Source organism: Demequina litoralis, assembly GCF_030418455.1.
Taxonomy (GTDB): domain Bacteria; phylum Actinomycetota; class Actinomycetes; order Actinomycetales; family Demequinaceae; genus Demequina; species Demequina litoralis.
This window is the reverse complement of sequence record NZ_JAUHPW010000004.1, coordinates 41,544-63,507: the sequence shown is the minus strand read 5'-3', so window position 1 is coordinate 63,507 and position 21,964 is coordinate 41,544. Positions and strand designations below refer to the sequence as shown.

Below are 21,964 nucleotides of genomic sequence, written 5' to 3'. Positions count from 1 at the left end.
CGCCGTTCATACGTGAAGCCCCCTGTGCCGTATCTCTCACGCGCGCGAGCGCGAGCCGAGCGGCGACGCAGGGGACCCGTACGGGATATCGGCGGGCGGAGCGGGCGCCTTGAGCGAGATTCCCGGCCCCGAACGCCCCGGTCCTCGGTACATTGACCTCGGGGGGAATGGGGACAAAATGGACACACGCGTGCGCGTCCGCAACACGCGGCAGCCGTGGCTGACCCGCGAGTGGGGCGGGATGCCCATGTGGGGCTTCATCGTCCTGATCCTCCTCGCCATCGCGGGCGCCGGCGCGTGGGTCTGGCACGACCGTCAACCCACGCCGGTACGCACCTGGACTCCACCCCCGCCGGCGATCCCTCCGGTGGTCTCCGTGGTCGGCGACTCCTACACCGGGGGCTCGAACATGGACTCCGGCCGCGAGGCGCGCTGGCCCGCGCTGCTCGGTGACGACTACGCGATCACCACCTTCCACGTCGGCGGCAGCGGATACGTGACACCCGCGCAGCAGGACGGCGAGCCGTCGACCTACGTCACCCGCGCCGCCGAGGTGGATCCGGAGTCCGACCTCGTCCTGTTCTTCGGCTCCATCAACGACGTCGGCGCCAGCCCAGAGGACGTCACCGCCGCCGCAGCAGAAGCCGTCGACATCGCGGAGGTGAAGGCTCCGGGAGCGAACATCGTCGTCGTCGGGCCCGCGTCGCCCGAATGGCCCGTGCCGGACGAGCTGATCGAGGTGCGCGACGCCGTCGCGGCCGCCGCGATGGAGGCCCGTGTCGTCTTCATCGACCCCATCGAGTCCGGCTGGTTCGACGGCCGCGCGGGCCTCATCGGCGACGACGGGATCCACCCGAACGACGCCGGCCAGACTTACCTCGCGGGCCACTTCAGCGCGATCCTGCGCGAGTACGCGGACTAGCCGCAGCGCGCACCCGCCCCGAGCCACCCGGCCCCTCGCGCATCGTCCCGTCCAATACGCTGAGCGCCATGGATGACGACGGCATCGAGACCGACGCGCTCGCCGCGGACCAGGGCCCCGGCCCCGGCGCGCCCATCCCCGCGAGCGCCGCGTGGCGGGAGGGCGAGCACCCGGGCCGCCGCCTCTTCTTCGCGCTGGGTGACCTACCTCTCGAAGCCGACCCCCTCGGCACCCTCCCCGACGTCGTCCTCGCCTACGAGACCTGGGGCACCCTCTCCCCCACGAAGGACAACGCCGTCTATGTCGCGCACGCGCTCACGGGCGACAGCCACGTCTTCGGCCCGGCCGAGCCCGGCCACCACACCGGCGGCTGGTGGAACGCGATGGTCGGCCACGGCAAGCCGATCGACCCCGACAAGCACTTCATCGTCTGCGCGAACGTCGTCGGCGGCTGCCAGGGCTCGACCGGCCCGGCAAGCCCGCACCCCGAGGACGGCAGGCCGTGGGGCTCGCGCTTCCCGTACGTGACGATGCGCGACATGGCCCGCGCGGAGATCGCGCTCATGGACCACCTCGAGATCGACCGCTGGCGCCTCATGACCGGGCCGAGCATGGGCGGCATGCGCGCCCTCGAGTGGACGGTCATGGCACCCGAGCGGGTGGGCGCGATCGCACCCGTCGGCTCGACGGGCGCCACCACCGCGGACCAGATCGCCTGGTCGACCGCCCAGGTCGCCGCCATCCAGTCCGACCCCAGGTATCGCGGCGGCGACTACTACGACGCCGCCGACGGCGACGGCCCGCACGTGGGCATGGGCATCGCCCGCATGATCGCGCACACCACGTACCGCAGCGCCGGCGAGCTCAACGAGAGGTTCGACCGCAACTACCAGGGCGAATCGGACCCGCTGGGCCGCGGCGGCCTCTTCGCCGTGCAGTCGTACCTCGAGCACCACGCCCGAAAGCTCGCGCGCCGCTTCGACGCCAACACCTACGTGCGCCTCGCGCAGGCGATCCAGTCGCACGACGTGGGCCGCGGCCGCGGCGGCGTCGAGACCGCCCTCGCGCGCTACACGGATCCGGCGCTCGTCATCGCGATCGACTCGGACCGCCTCTACCCCATGCAGAACTCGCAGCGCCTCGATGCGGCGCTCAGCGGATCCAACGGCATCAAGGTGGTCCACTCCCCCGTGGGTCACGACGGCTTCCTCGTCGAGGCGGCGCAGATGATCGCCTTCATGGACGAGTTCGAGCGCTCCCTCTAACCCTCACGCACGGAACAGAGGCGCACGTATCGTCCGAATTGTGGACTTTTGCGTGACATGTGCCGCGATTCGGGGTTAGCGTGCTGAAGGGGCCACGACACGACGGAGGGGGCGTGCCATGGGGGGACGTGACAAGGTCGTCGATTCGCTGAGGGGCATCGCCTGCATCCTGTTGGTGACGTTGCATGTCGCTCACAATCGGTGGGGGCAGTCGGACTCGCTCGAGTGGTATGCGGATACGTTCATCTACATCCGCATGCCGCTGTTCGCTTTCCTGTCGGGCGTGGTCTACGCCTGGCGCCCGCTCACCAGCGCCGCGGGCTACGGCACCTACATGAGCAAGAAGGTGCGCCGCCTGCTGGTGCCGTACGTGATCTTCGTGCTCGCCATGGGCGTCTTCCAGCTCGTGCTCGGCGACAGCGCCCGCGCGGCCGACCCGTGGAACTGGCTGCTCTACTCGCTCACTCCGTACTGGTTCCTGCTGGCGACGTTCTGGGTCTACGCGGTCATCGCGCTGCTCGACTCGCGCCAGCTGCTCGAGACCAAGACACGCGTGGGCATCCTCTTCGGAGTGCTGCTGGCCGCGAACCTGCTGTTCAACCTGCAGGACACCACCGCGTTCCTGCAGTTCACCAGCGCCGCCTACCTGGGCCTCTTCTTCGTCGCCGGTCTCGCCGCCACCCGATTCGGGTGGAAGGACATCGGGCCGACCGGCGCGTGGATCGTCACGGGCATCACCGTGGTCGCCTTCGCGTACACGCAGCTCGCCGTCAACGGTGTGTGGGCGGTCGCGGACAGCCAGCGTCAGGACCCGCTCGGCATCGTGCTCGGCATCGCGTTCCCGCTCGCCTTCATCGCCTTCGGACTGAAGAACAACTTCCTCGCATGGATCGGCAGCTACTCGTACGGCATCTTCCTCATGCACCCGTTCGCCATCATGGCAACCTCGGGCGCGCTGCAAGTGGCGGGGGTCACCGCCCTGGTGCCGAGCATCATCGTGCTGTCGATCGCTGGCATCTTCGGGCCGATCCTCGGCGTCCTGGTACTGCGGAAGTTCGCGGTCGGCCGCGTGATCATCGGCGAGAGGGCCCGCAAGCCCAAGGCCGTCGCAGCGGCGCCGGCAGCCCCCGCGGCGTAGGGACGATGCGGCGGCGGGCTTGCGCATCCCGCGCGCCTGCCCCTACAGTCGCTCCCATGTTCCGTCGAATGTGCCGCTGACCAGCGCACGTTCGGCGTGCGCCCGTGAGGGCGCCGGCCGCGAACTCCCCCGCTGAGACGGGGAAGTGACCGCAGGCCACACCCTCCACGGGCCCACTCCCACGTGTCGCACCGCATCCCTGTGGGTTGCGGGTCTCGGCGCGCTTGCACGCCCGACGGCCGGTGACACCTGACCCGGGGATGCGGATCAGCCCCCACTGATCACGCAGACACCCCACAGGAGCCACCATGACCACGAACGACTGGGCCTTCGAGACCAAGCAGATTCACGCAGGCCAGACCCCCGACGCCGAGACTGGCGCCCGCGCCCTCCCCATCTACCAGACCACGTCTTTCGTCTTCGAGGACACTAACCAGGCGGCCGCCCGCTTCGCGCTCGGCGAGCTCGGCCCCATCTACACGCGCCTGGGCAACCCCACCACCGAGGCCGTCGAGAACCGCATCGCGGCGCTCGAGGGCGGCGTCGGCGCCCTCCTGGTGAGCAGCGGCTCCGCGGCCAACACCCTCGCGATCCAGAACACCGCCGAGGCCGGCGACCACATCGTCGCCTCGCCGTCGCTTTATGGCGGCACGTACAACCTGTTCCGGCACACGCTGCCGAAGTACGGCATCACCGTGACCTTTGTGACCGACCCCGACGACCCCGAGGCGTGGCGCGACGCCGTCCGCCCCAACACCAAGGCGTTCTTCGGCGAGTCGATCTCCAACCCCAAGCAGGACCTCCTCGACATCGAGGCCGTCGCCGCGGTCGCGCACGAGGCCGGCGTCCCGCTCATCGTCGACAACACGGTCGCGTCGCCCTACCTGATCAACCCGCTGAAGTGGGGCGCGGACATCGTCACCCACTCCGCCACCAAGTACCTGGGCGGCCACGGCACGGCGATCGGCGGCGTCATCGTCGACGGCGGCAGCTTCGACTACGCCCAGCACCCCGACCGCTTCCCGAACTACAACACCCCCGACCCGAGCTACAACGGCCTCGTCTACGCACGCGACCTGGGGGTCGGGAGCCCGTTCGGCGCGAACCTGTCCTTCATCCTCAAGGCGCGCGTGCAGCTCCTGCGCGACACCGGCGCCGCCATCGGCCCGTTCAACGCGTTCCTCATCGCGCAGGGCATCGAGACGCTCAGCCTCCGGGTCGAGCGCCACGTCGAGAACGCCGAGCAGGTCGCCGACTTCCTCGAAGGCCACCCGCAGGTCGAGTCCGTCGCCTACAGCGGCCTCAGCACCAGCCCTTGGAACCACCTGCAGCGCAAGTACGCGCCCCGCGGCGGCGGCGCGGTTCTCGCGTTCGAGATCGAGGGCGGCCGGGAGGCAGGCCAGGCCTTCGTCGACGCGCTCGAGCTCCACAGCCTGGTGGCGAACATCGGCGACGTCCGCTCGCTCGCGATCCACCCCGCCACCACCACGCACTCGCAGCTGACCCCCGAGCAGCAGCGCGACGCCGGCGTCACGCCCGGCCTCGTCCGGCTCGCGGTGGGCATCGAGCACATCGACGACATCCTCGGCGACCTCGGCACCGGCTTCGAGGCCGCGGCGGCCGTGGTCGCGCGGGACGATGCTGCCAGGGACGATGCGGCGCACGCGCAGGCGGTCCCGGCATGACCGACCACGTCGAGACCGCGTGGGACGCGGGCGCCCACCCGACCCGTGCCCAGGAGAGACAGACGCTCGGCCCTATCCCCGCATCGTCCGCCTGGCGCCCGGGCGACCACCCGGGCAGCCGGCGGTTCGTCGACCTGGGGTGGCTGCCGCTCGAGGCGGACCCGCGCGGCGGCATCGACGTCACGCTCGCGTACGAGACGTGGGGCGAGCTCAACGCGGACGCGAGCAACGCGATCTACGTCGCGCACGCGTTCACGGGCGACAGCCACGTGGTGGGCGAGGCGGGCGACGGCCATCTCACGGGCGGCTGGTGGAACGGACTGGTCGGGCCCGGGAAGCCGATCGACACGGACCGGTACTTCGTGGTGAGCGCGAACGTGCTCGGCGGCTGCCAGGGCACCACCGGGCCCGCGCACCCGCACCCCGAGGACGGGCACCCGTGGGGCTCGCAGTTCCCATATGTGACGCTGCACGACATGGTGGTGGCGGAGGCGCGCCTCGCGGACCACCTGGGCATCGACGCGTGGGCGCTGGTGATCGGTCCGTCGATGGGCGGGATGCGCGCGGTCGAGTGGGCTGCGTCGTTCCCCGAGCGGGTGCGGGCGATCGGCGCGATCGGGTCGACCGCTGCGACCACCGCGGACCAGATCGCGTGGCACGCGACCCAGGGCGCCGCCATTCGCTTGGACCCGCACTTCCGGGACGGCGACTACTACGACGCCGCGCCGGGCGAGGGCCCGCACACGGGCCTGGGGATCGCGCGCGCGATCGCGCACACCACGTACCGGTCGGGGCCGGAGCTCAACGCGCGCTTCGACCGCGACGCCCAGGACGGCGACGTGCTGCGCCCGGAGGGGATCTTCGCGGTCGAGTCCTACCTCGACCACCATGCGGACAAGCTCGCGCGGCGCTTCGACGCGAACACGTACCTGCGGATGCTGCACGCGATCAACACCCACGACGTGGGCCGCGGCCGCGGCGGGGTCGAGGCGGCGCTGTCGCGGTACGAAGGTGAGGCGCTGTTGGTCGCGATCGACTCGGACCGGTTATATCCGTTGTCGGACTCGGAGCGCCTCGCCTCCGCGCTCCCCCGCTGCGAGGGCGTGACCCTGCTGCACTCGGACGTGGGGCACGACGGCTTCCTCGTCGAGGGATCCGGGCTGGACGATGCGGTGCGCGGGGTGCTCGCGAAGGTTGAGGCGCGTATGGCGACGCGATAGAGAACTAGACCCGGGCGGGCATCGTCTTCTCGGCCGCGAGCGAGACAGTGCCCGTCCCGGCGCCCGAGTTCCCGAGGAGCGCTGCGCTGACCTTGCGCTTGCCGTTGCTAAGCGCGCTCTGCCAGACAAGCGTGAACGAGGTGGACGCTCCTGAACCCGCGTTCATGCGCGGCCCGGAGTACACGACGTTGACCAACTTCGCGTTTTTGCCCGGAACCCGCGGGAGGATCCAATCTCCGGTAGGCGCGGTGGCTGAGATGAGCGTCGCCGATCCGCGGGGCACGGCGACCGTGACGGTGAAGCCCGTTTCGAGGTAGGACATCGCAGGTCCGGCGCCGATTGCGACCGCGACCTTGGCGCTCACCCCGTCGTTCGCTGCCTTGGACGCGACAAGGTCGAGCGTGACTTCCGGCACGTCCGTGACGCTCGCGGCCGCCGGCGGCGACGCGGTCGCGATCAGGATCGCAGGCGTCACCCACGCGGCACCCTGAATGATGCGCCGGCGCGAGAGGGAACCAGAAGTCGTGGCGGAGTTCTCGAGGGTCATGGGGGGTGACCTGTCTTCCTCAACGGGGCGGCGCCCCTCAGCGAGCACCGCGGAAGGTCAGATTACGGCGTCATCCTAGGAAGAGTACGAATATCGGGCGCCACTCACGGCGCCCATGACTTCCGCGCGTCATGCGCAGGCCGTCGTTCAGGTCACACCGAGCGGGTCGCCTGGGCGGCGGAGACAGAACTTCCGGGCGTCGTGCCGGAGGCATCGAATGTGGCCGTCACGTGAGCTGTAGCACTGGCCGCGACGATGGAGATCCGAATCGCGGTCGTTGCTGAAACGGAGGAGAGCGTGGTCGGGTCCGTGTCGTCGAATCAGCGCACACCATTGTCAACGCCGGTCGCGGGCGTCGCCGCGGTCCTGCCCACGCCGTAGCCTGACACGATCGACGCATCGCTCGCGCCGATCCCGAGCACGCCGTCGTTCATCTTTGTCGCAGCGACGGAGGAGCGAATCTTGACGCCGGATACTGATGCATTCGCTGCGACAGCGTGGGCAACCTCAGAAGCGACCCGCTAGTTCAGTCGTGCGGCGCAAGAACTGCGGGCGCTGCCAGGGCCCAGCGCTCGCGCCAATCCCCGATGGGGGCGACCCCCGCCGCGGTGGATGCATCATGACCAAGCACGGACCAGGCCGGACGCGGCGCCGGCCGCACGAACGCGGTCGAGTCCGTCGGGGACACGATGTCACCGAGGCCCGCCACCGTGACGATCTCACGCGCAAAGTCGCACCACGACCCGGCTCCGCTGGAGGTCCCGTGGTAGATCCCTCGGGGTGCATCGACCTCGAGCAGCGCAACGATGAAGGCCGCCAGGTCGCGCGTCCACGTCGGCTGACCGATCTGGTCATCTACCACCGTGAGCGCACCTCGCTCGGCGCCGGCCTTCGCAATGGTCTTGGGGAAACAGACGCCGTGGGCGCCGTAGAGCCACGCTGTGCGAACGATAAGCGCATCAGCACTGCTCGCCTCAACTGCCTCTTCGCCCGCGGCCTTGGTCCGGCCATAGGCCGACAGCGGCGCGCGCGACGCGTCCTCGGCGTAGGGCTCCGAGGCATCGCCCGCGAACACGTAGTCGGTGGAGACGTGAACGAGACGCGACCCGCGCGCTGCCGCGACCGCGGCGACGTTGCCCGCGCCGAGCCCGTTGATGGCGAGCGCGATTTCCTCGTCCGTTTCCGCGTGGTCGACCGCCGTGTACGCCGCGCAGTTGACGATCACATCGCATTCGGGCACAGCAACCTTGAGAGACGAGAGGTCCGTGATGTCCGCATCTGCACGATCAATCCCAAGAACAGTTGCCCCGTGCTCGGCGACTACCTCGGCGAGATCACGTCCCAGCATCCCGTGTGCTCCCGTGACAACCCAGACCTGTCCGTCGATACGCATGGTCATGAAGTGTAAGGCGCCTAGTACCATGTCGGGGGCAGTCGGCGCCCTGAGGGGGGAAAGTGGAATATAGAGAGTTGAGAGTGCCCGGAGCGTGGGAGATCAACACCCGGCACTTCGGAGATGACCGAGGCGTGTTCCTCGAGTGGTTCAAGGGAGCGCTCTTCGCAGGCGCGTCGGGACACGACTTCACGCTTGCCCAGGCCAACTGCTCGGTCTCGGCCGCAGGTGTGCTTCGCGGGATCCATTACGCCGACGTCCCGCCCGGTCAGGCCAAGTACGTGACGTGCGCGAAGGGCGCGGTGCTCGACGTGGTGGTGGACGTCCGCGTCGGCTCCCCCACCTATGGCCAATGGGACTCGGTGCTCCTCGATGACGTCGACCGCAAGGCGATCTACATCTCCGAGGGCCTCGGCCACGCATTCCTGTCCCTCGAGGACGGCTCGACCGTGATGTATCTGTGCTCCACGCCCTATTCGCCAGAGCGCGAGCACGAGGTGAGCCCGCTCGACCCCGCAATCGGCATCGCATGGCCGACCACTGCGCGCGACGGGAGCCCGCTCACCTACGAACTCTCCGTGAAGGACCAAGCCGCGCCGAGCCTTGCCGACGCTGCCGAGCGTGGCCTACTCCCCGACTTCGCGTCCACCACCAATTGGATCTCCTCGCTGTGAAGCTGCTTGTCACCGGCGGTGCCGGGTTCATCGGCGCCAACTTTGTGCGCCTCACCCTCGACACGCGCCCCGACGTCACCGTGACCGTGTTGGACCTGCTCACGTACGCGGGGAACTCGGCGTCCCTGCCGGACGACCCCCGGGTGACGCTCGTCAAGGGCGACATCGCCGATCCGGAGATGGTCGACACGCTCGTGGCGGAGGCGGACGCGGTGGTGCACTTCGCCGCGGAGTCGCACAACGACAACTCGCTCGACGACCCCTGGCCGTTCGTCCACACAAACCTTCTCGGCACCTACTACCTCATCGAGGCCGCCCGCCGCCGCCAGACGCGCTTCCATCACGTCTCGACCGACGAGGTCTACGGTGACCTGGAACTCGATGACCCCGCGAAGTTCACGCCGGAGACGCCGTACAACCCCTCGTCCCCGTACTCGTCGACCAAGGCCGGTTCGGACCTGCTCGTCCGCGCGTGGGTGCGCTCATTCGGCCTCGAGGCGACTATCTCGAACTGCTCGAACAACTACGGGCCTGCGCAGCACGTCGAGAAATTCATCCCGCGCCAGATCACCAACCTGATCGACGGCGTGAAGCCGAAGCTCTACGGCGCCGGGCTCAACGTCCGCGATTGGATCCACGTCGACGACCACAACCGCGCCGTGTGGGCCATCCTTGAGGGCGGCCGATCCGGCGAGACGTACCTCATCGGTGCCGACGGCGAGGTCGACAACAAGACCGTCGTGGAGACAATCCTCGAGCTGATGGGGCACGAGCCTACCGACTACGAGCACGTCGCCGACCGCCCGGGTCACGACCTCCGCTACGCGATCGATGCGACGAAGCTGCGCGAGGAGCTGGGCTGGGAGCCGATGTACGGCGACTTCCGTTCCGGCCTCGCCGCGACCGTCGATTGGTACCACGAGAACGAGGCATGGTGGCGGGCTCAGAAGCTCGAGACGGAGCTCAAGTACCAGCGCCTCGGGCGCTGACGCACGCGAAGAGACGAGAGAGGGCAGGACAGCGATGAAGGGCATCATCCTCGCCGGAGGCTCCGGCACCCGACTTCACCCCATCACGCTCGGCGTCAGCAAGCAGCTGGTGCCGGTCTACGACAAGCCGATGGTCTACTACCCGCTGTCGACGCTGATCCTCGCGGGGATCGACGACGTGCTCGTGATCACGACCCCGCACGACGCCGAGGCGTTTGAGCGCCTACTGGGCGACGGCTCGCAGTTCGGCATCTCGATCTCATACACCGCGCAGGCCGAGCCGAACGGACTCGCGCAGGCGTTCGTGCTGGGCGCGGACTTCATCGGCGACGACTCCGTCGCGCTCGTGCTGGGCGACAACATCTTCTACGGTGCAGGCCTTGGCAAGCAGCTTTCGCGTTTCGCCGAAATCGATGGCGGCTCGGTCTTCGCGTTCCAGGTCTCTGATCCGACCGCATACGGCGTGGTCGAGTTCGACGAGGCGGGCAAAGCGATCTCGTTCGAGGAGAAGCCGACAGCCCCGCGATCCAACTACGCCGTGCCCGGGCTCTACTTCTACGACAACGACGTGGTCGAAATCGCGCGCAACCTCGCGCCCTCCGCAAGGGGCGAGTACGAGATCACCGACGTCAACAAGGTCTACCTCGAGCGCGGCAAGCTCCAGGTCGAGGTATTGCCCCGCGGCACCGCCTGGCTCGACACCGGCACCTTCGACTCGCTCCTCGAGGCGGCGGAATTCGTCCACACCGTGCAGCACCGCCAGGGGCTGAGCATCGGCTCCCCGGAGGAGGTCGCGTGGCGTCGCGGCTTCCTCACCGACGACGGCCTGCGGTCTGCAGCCGTCAAGTACGCGAAGTCCGGCTACGGCACGTATCTCGCGAGCTTGCTGGACTGACCTCTTTGCAGCGGTCGACGACGTTCTCTCCGAGCCTGGGTCATGGGCGCCGGCATAGGACCCCTCGGCCCGTCGAGGCGAGCTTGCACAGCGAGGCGGGCGACGCCACTCGTGGACGGCCCCAAGCGTGCGAGCACGCTAGAGCCTCCTAGTCAGACGACGCGCTGTGCCGAATGCTCGTGGAGGCGGGAAACGCGCGGGAGTCCGTGAACGAGAGACGGAATCCCAACCGCTGTTGCCTCGCGTTGACCCGCCTGACGAGCACCTCACAACTAGCGGTCACCGCCGCAAACGATTCTAGGCCGACGGGTAGAGCGTCAGCGGACCGATCACGGTGTTGCTCGGACCCCAGGTCGCTCGCAAGGTCACCTTCGTGATCGTGCCGAGGTTGGTGAATGCCCAGGTGAGGGCTGACGCGCCACCGTCGTTGAGCGATCCAGTGAGCTTCATCGAGACTAGCGCGTTCGCAGAATGCTTGGCATTACCCTTGCCTTCGACGTTGTTTTCGATCTGCGTCGACCAGTCATCGCTCGTGTCCTCGCCCGCCACCGGGAAGTACTCGAACTTCTTGTCCGGGTCAGGCACCTTGTTTGTTTCGATCTGAATCTCGAGGGAGTCGACCGCGTAGGCACTCGCGTCGTCGGCACGCTGAACCGTCAGCCCGCCGCTCGCGGCATAGGTCGCGCTAACGGCGGAAACGGTAGGGGCAAACTGCCCCGAGCCGTTCGCCCCGGCCGGCGCCGCCGTGGCGATAAGGATCGCCGGCGTCGCCCACGCGGCACCCTGCACCAATCGACGGCGCGAGATTCCTGCGCTGTCGCTTGTGTTCGTCGACTCGATTGCCATCATTACCCCTCAAGATCGGCATACTCGTCCCTCAACGAGCACTCACGTCGTAGAGAATAACGGCAGAATGCACACGTGACTGCGGTTCTCGACGCACGAAATCGCGACGTCGCGACTCACGAGGCGTGCATCACGGCGTAGCCGAGCATCGCCCCCACGAGCGCGAGCGAAGCGATGATCGCCGAGCCGGGAATCCCGCTGTGTTCACGCAACAGCCAGTTGCGGTGCCCCATCGGCGTATAGGAACGGTGCCGTCTCTTCCGCATGAGTCCCCCCGGACGCTCATCGGTTCATTGGAAGGCTGCCGAGCACAACCCGGGCTGCCAAGGTGCCGCGCGGCGAGGTTCACCCCTCCAGCACAAGGCCCAGCTCCACCAGCTGCGCGACGAATGCCTTCACGTCGACAGCGACGACGTCGCGGGGCGCTTCGTAGGCCTCCGCGAGCTCGTCCGCGATCTTCTCCACGGTGCGCGTACCGTCGACCCGCGTCCAGATCTCGAACGACGAGCCCCTGAACAGGTGCGGCGCCTGCTGTTCCGCCAGATGCCGCAGATTGAGTACAACAGCGACATCGTCGCGGACGATCTCCGCGAGCCCGTCGGCCCGGGCGAGGTTCTCGCTCATCGCGGATCCTCGTTCAGCAACGAACCGTCGGTCACGCCGCTCCGCGCGAGAATGCGGCCCCACAGGACCCGCGGCGTCGCGCGGAATCCGCGACCAACCCGCACCAATCGACCGCGCACGGACGCCGCCCGCCCGAGAGGCGTCTCGGGGTGGGACTTGCGGAACGATGCGTCGGTCGGCCAGATCATCCGCGCCACCAGTCCGGGCCGGTCACGCCATCGCGCGCGAGACACTATCGGGAGCCACTGCGCGAGCATCTCGCCTCGCCCTCCCACGCGCGCTCGCCACGCGTCGAGGGCGGCATCGCGCCCGTGCGGCATCGGCGCGGGGAGCGACGTACCGAGCCGCGCAAGTACCGGCCGCGCGGTGTCGATAGCGCCTGTGGCGATCGCGAGCGCGACAATATCTGCGCGCGCGGCCGCGTCCAACGCGGGGATCACCCGGCTGACGAGACCACGCACCTCTGCCTCGTGCCGCGCGGTCTGCGCGGGCGTGCGCAGCGCGTGAAGCGCGGCCACCAGGAACGCGCCCGCGCGGTCGACCGTGTCGACCTCGAGTCCGGCGAGTATCAACGGCTCGCGGCGCGACCAGAGTTCGTCGAATACCGCTTGGACCGGAGCGAGGAACCCCGGGAACTGCACGTGCGCATCGATGTCGCACGGCCAGCCGTCGTGGATCAAGGCGATCGAATGCGACGCCTTCGGACCGGGCGCATCACCAATCGGGCGCTCATGCCACCCACATCGTCCGAGCGCCCCGATATATGCCGCGAAGCCGTCGGGTGAGATCAGCACGTCTGCGTCGGCGCTCAGCCGTTCGGGACGGAGCCCGTGCAGCGACGCACTCGGTCCCTTCACCACGAGCGCGCGCACAGCTTCCCGACGCGCGACGCCGATCGCGAGCGCATGCGCGAGCGGCACTGCTTCCACCAGGGCAAACGGCGCGCTGTCAGTCACTCTGCCGACTCCAACGTCATCACGCCGCGCGGCACGAGCGCGAGCACGACCTCGCGCGCCATGTCTCCGGCGTCCCCACCCTCCGGCTCACCGAAGGCACACACCAACCGCTCGGCCAGCGCCACCACAGTGATCCCATGTCGCGCCGCCAGGACTGCCTCCGCCGCAAGGGGCGAGAGCAACGTGACGTCGTTGCCTGCGAGCACGAGCATCTCACCGCCGCGCTCGAGTGCGTCGTCCCACGAGGACCGGACCACCGCATCGTCCCGAAGGCGGTAGGCGTCGCTCATCGCGCCCCCTCGAAGAGCGACGGCATGAGCGGGAGCAGGTCGCGCGCCTCGCGGTAGCGGATCCGCACGAGGCCACCAATGGACTCGACCAGGTCCGCGAGCGTGTGGAGCTGCAGCGGCAGGCGGGACAGGTACGACACCTGCTCGGCGAGGAACGCGAGTCCGTGCAGTAGCGGCAGCTCCTCGACCACCGGCAAGGACGGCGCATCCTGTACGCGTTCGACCAGAGCGAGCCGTGCCAGCCGCAGCCGTCCCGGCGGTGGCGGGAGGAGGTCGAGCGATTCGGGCCCCCACTGATCCTTCATCGGTCCGGCGGATTCGAGCACCGAGAGCGGCTTCGGGTACGGAAGCACCGTGCGTCCGACGTCGACCGCGAGGGTCTCGTCGGTGACATACGCGTAGTGCGCGCCGAGCGTGCGCGCGATCGTCGTCTTGCCGGTTCCGGACGGTGCGACAAAGCCCACGACGTCACCCGTGGGCGAGGCGAGCCCTGCGGCGTGGAGCATCACGAGCGAACCGACACGCTGCTCGATCGCGCGCACCGTGATGGCCGGCGAGAGATGGTGCAGTGCACGGTCGACGTCGGGATAGGCGAGCACACCCCGGGCGCGCGCTGCAGTTAGCACTTCGGGATCAGGACCGACCATGACGTCGACCCGCACGTCCGCGTCGCCGCGCTCGACGAGGCAGCGGCTCCAGGCACGCCGCCCCGCGTCGGACAACGCGTCGCCGCCCGCTCCCTCGCAATGCACTGCGACGGTCACGCCGAAAGCGTCGACCAGGAAGGCCCCCTCACCGCCCCCAGGCGGCGCCACGGGTGCAGACGACGTGGGCGCCGTCGCGGCCCAGATGTCAGCGATCCGATCGGCGGCCTCGTTAATCCGGGCACCCACGGCGTGCGCTCGCTCCTCGAGCGACTCCCACGGCGGCAGGTCCCAGTCGGTGGGCACGTCGCGTCCGGTGCGGAGCCGCTCGAGCACGGTGGGATGCTCGTGCAGTGGCGAGGCGAGGCCGAGCCCCTCGTAGAGGCGAGCCACTTCCGACATGGTGAACGAGCGGCCCAGGGTGCGGGGGTGGCGACGCACCAACTCATCACGCTCGTAGCCGGTGCCGACGACGAAGAGGTCCGTCGCCTCGACCATCGCCTCGCTGAGGGAGCGCGCGGCGAAACCCTGCGCGCTGCCGCCGTGCGCCTGGATCACCTCGCGCGCGAGATCCTGCATTGCGACACCGTCGTCGGCGTTCAGCCCGGCCGACGTGATGCGTATGCGGTCGCGGCCTACGCCGCGTGCCCACAGGTGCTTGCGCAGGAGCCGCTCCCCCGCCGCCGAGCGGCCGGTGTTGGTGGCGTCGACGATCAGCACGCGGAACGCGGCGTCCGACTCGCAGGGCATGTCAGGCCCGGGGACGGTCGACTGGCTCGACGATTTCGTCGCAGCCCGGCAGCGACAATGCGTCGTAGTGCTTGCCACGTCGGGCGACGGCATGCTGTGGCGTTGCGGGGACCGATGCGGCGCCGTCGTTCTTCCCGTGCTTCCGGTCATCGCCAGCCGTGTAGTCGTACGCGTAGGCGTCCTTGTGGGCACCCTTGCGCGGCATGGCGTCGACGATGATGCCGAGCGCGCGGCCGTTAACGCGATCGAGGTTCTGCAGCGCGCGGTCGAGCAGGTCGATGGTGGTCTTCCCGGACCGGGCCACCACCAACGCACCGTCGGTACGCGCGGTAAGGACCGCCGCATCGGTCACCGGGATGAGTGGCGGGGTGTCGATGAGAACGATCGCACCGGCAGGGAAGCTGTAGAGCAGTTTGTGCATCGCGTCGGAGGCGAGAAGCTCGGACGGGTTGGGCGGGATGGCGCCAGCGGCCATCACGTAGAAGTGGTCAGTCGAACCGTAGGACTGGAGCACGTCCTGCGCTCGCGCGCGGCCGACGAGGACATCGGTGAGGCCCGCGCCCTCGACGAGGCCGAGGTTCTTCGCCACTGACGGTCGGCGGAGGTCTGCGTCGATGAGCACCACGTCACGGCCGGACTCGGCGATCGCGTCGGCGAGCTTGATGATGCTGGTCGACTTGCCGTCACCGGGAAGGGAGCTCGTCACCACGATCACGCGGGGCGGGTTGTCGACGTCCATGAACTGGAGGTTGGTGCGGACCTGGCGGATCGCTTCGGTCATCGCGAAGTCGGACGGGCCGAGCGCGACGCCGCTTCTGGCGATCGCGTCGTCGAAGGGCAGTGCGCCAAGTACCGGGATGTCGAATTCTCGCTCGACGTCCTCGGGCTTGCGAAGGAGTCGGTCGAGGGTGGCCTTGACGAGTGAGTAGGCGATGCCCAGAGCAAGGCCGACGAGCAGGCCGAGCGCAACGGCGAGATTCACGTTGGGGCTGGAGGGTGCGCCGGGCAGGACAGCGCTGTCGAGGGTTTGAAGGCCGACGACGGACTGCGTGTCGCCATCCTCCGCGCCGGAGTTCTCGATGTCCGCGACGGCCTTCGTCATGCCGGAGATCCAGGCCTCGACGAGATCGCGCGCCTCCTCGGGACTGGACCCGTTGGCAGCGACTCGCAGCACCGCGGTGTCGAGCGGATTGCTGACCGTCACGCGCGAGACGAGCGTGTCCGGGCTCGAGTCGAGTCCGAGGTCCTCGATCGCGTATTCCGCCACCTTGCGTGACTTCGCGATGTCGAGGTAGCTCTTCACGCGCGACTTCGCGTAGTTGTCGCCGACAAGCGCGCTGCCGAGATCCTCGCTTGCACCAGTGGTGATGATCGCGGATCCGGTAGCCGTGTAGACCTTGGACTGGGTGAGCGTCCAACCGAAGGCGGCGGCGCCGCCGAGCGCCGTGATGAGCACGATCGCGACCCAGCGCGCGCGAAACACGCGCATGTAGTCCTGGAGGTCCATCCGTGCCCTCAATTCCGTGCCGGTCGTGGCGCAAGTCTACGGATGGGGGAGGTTGGCCGAATCCAGGCCGCTCCGAGCACCAATGAACCTGCGCCGGCACGGCTCTCGAGCTCGCTCGTGGGCCAAGGACGCTCCTGCCGCACCGCACAGGAGGCCAGGACGGCCCCAGGACCGGTTGAGGTTACGAAAACGATGCCGGGGCAGCCCCACCACGGTCCGCGCTACCTCGAGCGCGAACGATCAGGCGACGCGAGCGCCGCGGCGTAGGAAGTCCTCGACGGCCTCGATCGCCGAGACCGTCGGCTGGCTCACTGATGGCATCAGGGCGATGTTGAGCGTCCCGTCCGCCACGGCGATCGTGTTCGTCGTGGTGCACGCGCCGATCGGGCGACCTGGGCGTTGATGTCGAGTTCATTGATCTTGATCGCGCCACCCTCGAGAGCGAGCGAGAAGACACGCTTGCCGGTGTCTGCCGCGCCTCCACCTGTCACACCCCAGTAGATCTCCGTCGCAATAGTGGCGCGATCTCGCGAGGACGCTTCATCCGGGAGGCATGTCACATCACATTTCTCCGGCGGCGCTGGCTGCCCGTCGCGTCGTGAGGCGCGCCCCAACGTCGCCATTCAGCGTCGGCCCGCATCAGGAGCCCTTCCGAAAGTGCACTTCGACCGAGCGCATCGCCTTGCAGCGCCGCGGCTAGCTGTCCCGCCGGGATCGACTACGCACGCGCGCTGAGTAAGGGCCAATCCGCGTTACGGCACGATCTTCGGTTGCGACCTCAGCAACCAACACGTAGTTTCCCGGGACGGCATGTGGCAACAAGACTTGTGCTCGGACCGGGTGGCGCACCGTCAGCGTGCCCTCCCACTGCAACTGTGCGGAGCGTTCGCCCGCCGAAATGACGGACCAGCGCCCACGACCGCGCGTTCCGTCGACTCTCGTGGGCGGCACGCACCCCTCAGGATATGCGAGGGAAGCCACGATGCGAGTGAGGCGCGTTCCCGCGGGAGATCCAAGCCCAACAGATACGCCGATCTCAGCGATCTGGCGCGACACTCGACGACCGCGCTTCGTCACTGAGAAGGTCGCCAGCACCCGGAGTGCATCGACAAGCGGCCGAGGCGAAGCGTGGAACAAAACGCCATTCGCGGCGTGTTGCGAGCCGAGCCCGTCGCGCACCGTATTACCCTCATGACCCACTTCCAGGCCCCCCGCCTGGGTACCTATCCCCTTGGCCAGACTATGTGCCGGCTGTCGGCGAGACAAGCCCTGCAGATGGCGACTCGCAGCCCGCGCCGGCAAAGAGAACGCGCCCCAATCAGTCGGTGTCGGAACGAAGCGCTTCGAGCCCTGAAGTCGGACGCAGTCCAACCCGGACGACACGTCTGACCTCACGCAACCGGGGCGCGGGTGGCGCGGTGCCTGGCGAGGCCCATTCGGCCCTAGCGGTTGGCGGAGGAGGTCTGCTCCATCGACCCTCCTGCCTCCGGTTCCGATGGCGCCACGCTGGAACACCCAAACCCTCCACGTGGGCCGCGGTTTAGACGAGGGTGGCGCCACGCGGACGCGGAGGGCCGACCCGCGCAACTCGCTCGGGCAGACGGCGCCTCCGTGGCTACTCGGGACTGCTCGCCCATGCGCGGGTGCGTGGCAGCGCTCGTCGTTCCTCCGCTGCGCCAGCGGGCGAGGCGGCGCCGTCGTCAAGATACGGCAACCGAAGACCCCGATTGCCTAGCCATCGGTGCGTGTGTTCGGGGCCATCGCCAACCGCTCGGTGAACGCATGAACCTGAACAGCGCGCACCGCCCTAAGCGCAGAGCCGTACAATCGTTCCCCGATGCTTGGGCGAGGGCCCGGACTGGGGGTTGCAGCGTGCGTGTCGACGGCATTGAGGTAGTTCACTGGAATCCAAGAAGACCGCTCGTGCCTGGGCGACTTGGAAGGTTCGCAAAGCGGCCAGCACGCATCAACAACTTCGGCGACCTTCTCGGCCCGGCGGTGGTTCGCTCGCTGGTGCCGATCGGTTCCAAGGCATCTCGGCCGGCGCGAAGGCTCCTGACCGTCGGTTCGATCGCGCATTTCGCGCAGGATGGCGACGTGGTCTGGGGAACCGGCGTGAATGGGAAGATACCCATCACAGCGATCGTCGCGCGGGATCTCGACGTGCGCGCGGTGCGCGGACCTCGCACCGCTCAAGTCCTTTCGGACCTCGGCATCTCGGTCCCTGAAGTGTATGGAGACCCTGGCCTCCTTGCCCCGGGCGCTCTCGGGATCAAGCGAGCAACCGTCCCAGATGCGGTGGTTGCCGCGATCCCGAATCTGCATGACTTCGAGAAATGGCGCGATCGCGCGAGCGTGGTTGACCCGTGCCAACCCATCCGCTCGGTCATTGAGCAGATCGCAAAGGCGCGAGCAGTGGTGGCATCGTCCCTGCACGGGCTCGTGATCGCTGACGCGCTTGGCGTCCCGAGTGCTTGGGTCGCGTCGGCCAGTGAGCCGCGGTTCAAGTACCTCGACTACTACGAGGGCACCAATCAACACGGCATTGTCCGCCACTCCTCTTTGGATGAGGCCCTTGAGGCGCTGTCGAACGCCCCCCGGCCGCGCACCGACGGCGTGATCGCAGCTTTCCCGATCGACCTCTGGGAGCTGCCGCACGCCACCTCAGCCCACAAGGCGTACTGATGACGGCGCCCAGCCTCGCGTCCAGCGCATCGCGCGGAGCTAGCATCACGCTGGCTGGTCAGTTGTTGCGCACGGGAACGAGCACGATAGGGCTCGTCGTTCTCGCTCGCCTGTTGTCCCCGCAAGACTTCGGCCTGGTCGCGATGGTGGCCGCGGTCGTTGGCCTCGGTGAGGTCGTGCGAGACCTCGGCCTGTCGACGGCTTCCATTCAAGCGCGGCAACTCTCGGGCGGGCAGCGCTCAAATCTGTTCTGGTTGTCGACATCCATCGGCATCGCACTCAGCGTGATCATCGGGAGTTGCGCGTCCGCGATCGCCGGTACGTACGACGAACCGCGCCTTGCGGCGATTGTCCCTGTGCTCGCGGCCACGTTCACCCTCAACGCGCTGGGTGCTCAGCACCGCGCCCTAGCGAACAGAGAGATGGCCTTCGGCAAACTCGCCGTCATCGAGACTGCACCGCCGATCGTTGGCCTGTTGGTCGCATGCGTGCTAGCTGCCTTGGGCGCCAGCTACTGGTCACTCGTCGCGCAGCAGGTCACGATCGCTGCACTCGGGGCGATTCTCGCCTGGTTGCTCGTGCGCTGGCGACCGGGAATGTACGCACGCTCTGAGCGGATCGGCCATCTCTTGACTTTCGGGGGAAACCTCGTCGCTGTACAACTGCTCGGGTATTTGAGCAGAAGCATCGACACAGTCGTGATGGGCGTCAAGTTCGGCGCCAGTGCTCTGGGCATGTACGACCGCGCCTTCCAGCTCGTCATGCTTCCCTTGAATCAACTGAATGCTCCGGCGACGCGGGTCGCGCTACCGGTGCTGTCGACCCTGCAGGATGATGCGCGAAGATACGCGCGCTACGTCGAGCACGGGCAGAGAATGTTGCTCTACCCAATTCTGGCAATCCTCGGGCTGATGTCCGCAGTTGCGCCTGACCTTATCGAGGCGGTCCTTGGCTCTCAGTGGTCCCCCGCCTCGACATACATGCGAATTCTTATCGTCGGCGCGGCGGCCCAGGCGGCCAGCTACGCCACCTACTGGATCTTTCTCAGTCACGGTCGCACCGCATCGAACCTGAAGTTCGCTCTCGCAACGCGCCCTATCGTGATTGGCAGCATCGTTCTCGGGTCGCTCGTGGGCCCTCTTGGTATCCCCGCAGGCTACTCGATCGGACTGCTGATTCTCTGGCCGATCGGTTATGCCTGGGTACGGTCATATCAAGGCGTCGACGCCAGCAGGCTGCTGCGCTCCGGCGCCATCGGAATCGCCGTCTATCTTCCGGCCGCGGGAGTTGGCGCGGTTGTCTCGGAGGTCATCAATCCCGGCGAATCGCCTTGGGTGGGCTTGGCCATCGGCATGACGAGCTATGCAGCTGTGGCGGTGGCATCCGTTGCCCTGGTCCCGGAGGCTCGCGAAACGTGGCGCGACCTTGGAAGGCGAGCCTTCGCAGTCCTTCGGCGCAGCAGGTGAACTCCCTCGAACGCGACGACTGATGGCGGTGCACCACAATGCCACGGACCCCTCGAACCCACAGACCAAGCGAGCGCCCTGGGCTCCGCGGCGAAGCACAACTGCTCACTCAGGTAGGCTTCCGCCATGGGGGTTTGCGCGGGCGACGCTATCGCTATGATGAGCCCCGAAGTCAAGTGCCGGCCCAGGTGAGAACGCGCTCAAAGTAGTCTCCGCCCGGCATGGTGCAGGCGACTGGCCACTCCTCGGTTCGCCCGCGGCCGCAAGGCTCTCGCCCATCGCATTCCGATTCGGCCACCTATGTAACTTAGAAAGGTCTGCCTCTTGCCATCTGTCGCTGTAATTGGCACTCGCGGGTACCCGAGCTACTACGGTGGTTTCGAAACCGCCGTCAGGAACCTTGCCCCCCACCTTGCCGACCAGGGCTGGGACGTGACTGTATACGGCCGGCACGAGTCTACGAAGTCGAGCGACCCAACGCGCGATCCACGCATTCGAAGCATCGACACGTGGGGCATGAACACCAAGTCGCTCTCGACGCTCTCGTATGGCTTCTCCTCCACACTTCACACCTTGCGAGCGCGACCGGATGTCGCGCTCGTCATGAACTGCGCAAATGGATACTGGCTCCCCCTGCTTCGGCTTGCCAAGATTCCTACCGTCGTGAATGTCGACGGGATCGAGTGGGAACGCGCGAAATGGGGGCGGATCGCGAAGCGGGTGTTCCGCACGGGCGCCAAGTTGACGGCGAAATACGGAACAACGCTCGTTTTCGATGCCCGCGAGATCGCCAGCCGCTGGGGTAGCGAGTTCCGCCGTGAAGGTGAGTACATCCCGTACGGCGGAGAGTTCACCGACCTGGATCTGCCTTTGGAGCCGGGGCTCACACATCGAGGATACGTGCTCATGGTGGCACGCTTCGTGCCCGAGAATACGGTCTCCGAGTTCCTCGAAGCCGCCGCGCAGATCGCGGACGTTGCCGATGTCGTGATTGTCGGGTCATCTGGATTTGGCGGCATGCTCGACGCCCGGGCGAAAGACTTGGCTTCTTCAAACCCGCGCGTCCACTGGCTCGGCCATATCAATGACGATTCACGACTACACAGCCTGTGGCAGCACGCGGGCGTGTACTTTCATGGCCACTCGGTGGGAGGCACGAACCCCGCGCTCGTACAAGCCATGGCGCTCGGCGCTCCGACTCTTGCCAGGGACACTCCCTTCAACCGCGAAGTCCTCGGCGACGGTGGCGTCTTCGTTCAACCAAAACCCACCGAAATCGCTGCGGCCGCCAAGACGCTGATCGCCGACGGGCCTCGTCTCGACCAGATGAGCAAGCGTGCGGCAACCCGAGCTCTCGAGCACTACACGTGGCAGCACGTGAACGAACGCTATGCTGATGCGCTAAGCGATTGCGGCCACCTCGAGTCGACGCGGCTCCAGTCGAGCCGTAGCCACAGGCCGTAGACGA

The 21,964-nt window shown here is 67.8% G+C and carries 19 protein-coding genes; 11 read left to right on the top strand and 8 right to left on the bottom strand.

Translation table 11 applies throughout. The features are described from left to right. Positions 1–178: 178 nt before the first annotated feature. From QQX09_RS06220 to metX (QQX09_RS06200), 5 genes are all read left to right on the top strand, one after another. Complete coding sequence (locus QQX09_RS06220; protein WP_301132367.1) at positions 179–922, top strand: SGNH/GDSL hydrolase family protein; 744 nt, start codon at positions 179–181, stop codon at positions 920–922. Between the two features lie 68 nt (positions 923–990). Then, positions 991–2,187: a homoserine O-acetyltransferase MetX gene (gene metX, locus QQX09_RS06215; RefSeq protein ID WP_301132351.1), complete on the top strand. Its 1,197-nt coding sequence runs from the start codon at positions 991–993 to the stop codon at positions 2,185–2,187. A 118-nt stretch (positions 2,188–2,305) separates the two neighbouring features. Further along, on the top strand, positions 2,306–3,325 hold the full coding sequence (locus tag QQX09_RS06210) for an acyltransferase family protein (RefSeq protein WP_301132338.1): 1,020 nt from the start codon (positions 2,306–2,308) through the stop codon (positions 3,323–3,325). 308 nt (positions 3,326–3,633) lie between these two features. Next, on the top strand, positions 3,634–5,010 hold the full coding sequence (locus QQX09_RS06205) for a bifunctional o-acetylhomoserine/o-acetylserine sulfhydrylase (protein ID WP_301132331.1): 1,377 nt from the start codon (positions 3,634–3,636) through the stop codon (positions 5,008–5,010). Further along, positions 5,007–6,230: a homoserine O-acetyltransferase MetX gene (gene metX, locus QQX09_RS06200; protein ID WP_301132322.1), complete on the top strand. Its 1,224-nt coding sequence runs from the start codon at positions 5,007–5,009 to the stop codon at positions 6,228–6,230. Before QQX09_RS06205 ends, metX (QQX09_RS06200) begins: the two co-directional genes overlap by 4 nt. A 4-nt stretch (positions 6,231–6,234) precedes the next feature. On the opposite strand, the gene QQX09_RS06195 is transcribed toward metX (QQX09_RS06200), so the two are convergent. Then, on the bottom strand, positions 6,235–6,777 hold the full coding sequence (locus QQX09_RS06195; RefSeq protein ID WP_301132315.1) for a hypothetical protein: 543 nt from the start codon (positions 6,775–6,777) through the stop codon (positions 6,235–6,237). Positions 6,778–7,303: 526 nt separating this feature from the next. Further along, entirely contained in the window at positions 7,304–8,170 is an 867-nt protein-coding gene (gene rfbD / locus QQX09_RS06190) for a dTDP-4-dehydrorhamnose reductase (protein WP_301132309.1), read from the bottom strand. Positions 8,171–8,232: 62 nt separating this feature from the next. Here rfbD and QQX09_RS06185 point away from each other — a divergent pair, with 62 nt between their 5' ends. From QQX09_RS06185 to rfbA, 3 genes are read left to right on the top strand one after another with little or no spacing between them, the layout of a single operon-like run. After that, positions 8,233–8,844 carry a dTDP-4-dehydrorhamnose 3,5-epimerase family protein gene (locus QQX09_RS06185; protein WP_301132304.1) on the top strand — a complete coding sequence of 204 codons (612 nt, stop codon included), beginning with the start codon at positions 8,233–8,235 and terminating at the stop codon, positions 8,842–8,844. Then, positions 8,841–9,833: a dTDP-glucose 4,6-dehydratase gene (gene rfbB, locus QQX09_RS06180; protein WP_301132296.1), complete on the top strand. Its 993-nt coding sequence runs from the start codon at positions 8,841–8,843 to the stop codon at positions 9,831–9,833. Before QQX09_RS06185 ends, rfbB begins: the two co-directional genes overlap by 4 nt. A gap of 34 nt (positions 9,834–9,867) precedes the next feature. Continuing rightward, complete coding sequence (gene rfbA / locus QQX09_RS06175; protein WP_301132288.1) at positions 9,868–10,728, top strand: glucose-1-phosphate thymidylyltransferase RfbA; 861 nt, start codon at positions 9,868–9,870, stop codon at positions 10,726–10,728. Positions 10,729–11,025: 297 nt separating this feature from the next. Here the strand turns inward: rfbA and QQX09_RS06170 are convergent, their stop codons facing one another. The 6 genes from QQX09_RS06170 to QQX09_RS06145 all read right to left on the bottom strand — a co-directional run bounded on the left by QQX09_RS06170 (position 11,026) and on the right by QQX09_RS06145 (position 16,345). Continuing rightward, positions 11,026–11,574, bottom strand: a complete 549-nt coding sequence (locus QQX09_RS06170; protein WP_301132269.1) for a hypothetical protein — start codon at positions 11,572–11,574, stop codon at positions 11,026–11,028. Between the two features lie 345 nt (positions 11,575–11,919). After that, the gene (locus tag QQX09_RS06165; RefSeq protein ID WP_301132265.1) at positions 11,920–12,198 is read right to left on the bottom strand and encodes a PqqD family protein; all 279 of its coding nucleotides are present in this window, start codon (positions 12,196–12,198) and stop codon (positions 11,920–11,922) included. Continuing rightward, a complete protein-coding gene (locus QQX09_RS06160) occupies positions 12,195–13,154 on the bottom strand; it encodes a hypothetical protein (protein WP_301132259.1) in 960 nt (319 codons plus the stop codon). Before QQX09_RS06160 ends, QQX09_RS06165 begins: the two co-directional genes overlap by 4 nt. Next, a complete protein-coding gene (locus QQX09_RS06155; RefSeq protein WP_301132252.1) occupies positions 13,151–13,444 on the bottom strand; it encodes a hypothetical protein in 294 nt (97 codons plus the stop codon). The genes QQX09_RS06160 and QQX09_RS06155 overlap by 4 nt, the downstream gene beginning before the upstream one ends. Then, positions 13,441–14,808: an arsenate reductase/protein-tyrosine-phosphatase family protein gene (locus QQX09_RS06150; protein ID WP_301132248.1), complete on the bottom strand. Its 1,368-nt coding sequence runs from the start codon at positions 14,806–14,808 to the stop codon at positions 13,441–13,443. The genes QQX09_RS06155 and QQX09_RS06150 overlap by 4 nt, the downstream gene beginning before the upstream one ends. A gap of 31 nt (positions 14,809–14,839) precedes the next feature. After that, a complete protein-coding gene (locus QQX09_RS06145) occupies positions 14,840–16,345 on the bottom strand; it encodes a tyrosine-protein kinase domain-containing protein (protein WP_301132245.1) in 1,506 nt (501 codons plus the stop codon). A 1,923-nt stretch (positions 16,346–18,268) separates the two neighbouring features. On the opposite strand from QQX09_RS06145, the gene QQX09_RS06140 reads away from it, so the two are divergent. The 3 genes from QQX09_RS06140 (at position 18,269) to QQX09_RS06130 (ending at position 21,960) form a co-directional block, all read left to right on the top strand. Continuing rightward, entirely contained in the window at positions 18,269–19,030 is a 762-nt protein-coding gene (locus tag QQX09_RS06140; RefSeq protein ID WP_301132236.1) for a polysaccharide pyruvyl transferase family protein, read from the top strand. Further along, positions 19,030–20,496, top strand: a complete 1,467-nt coding sequence (locus QQX09_RS06135; protein ID WP_301132227.1) for a lipopolysaccharide biosynthesis protein — start codon at positions 19,030–19,032, stop codon at positions 20,494–20,496. Before QQX09_RS06140 ends, QQX09_RS06135 begins: the two co-directional genes overlap by 1 nt. Before the next feature lie 324 nt (positions 20,497–20,820). Further along, a complete protein-coding gene (locus QQX09_RS06130) occupies positions 20,821–21,960 on the top strand; it encodes a glycosyltransferase (RefSeq protein ID WP_301132217.1) in 1,140 nt (379 codons plus the stop codon). The last annotated feature ends 4 nt before the right edge of the window (positions 21,961–21,964 follow it).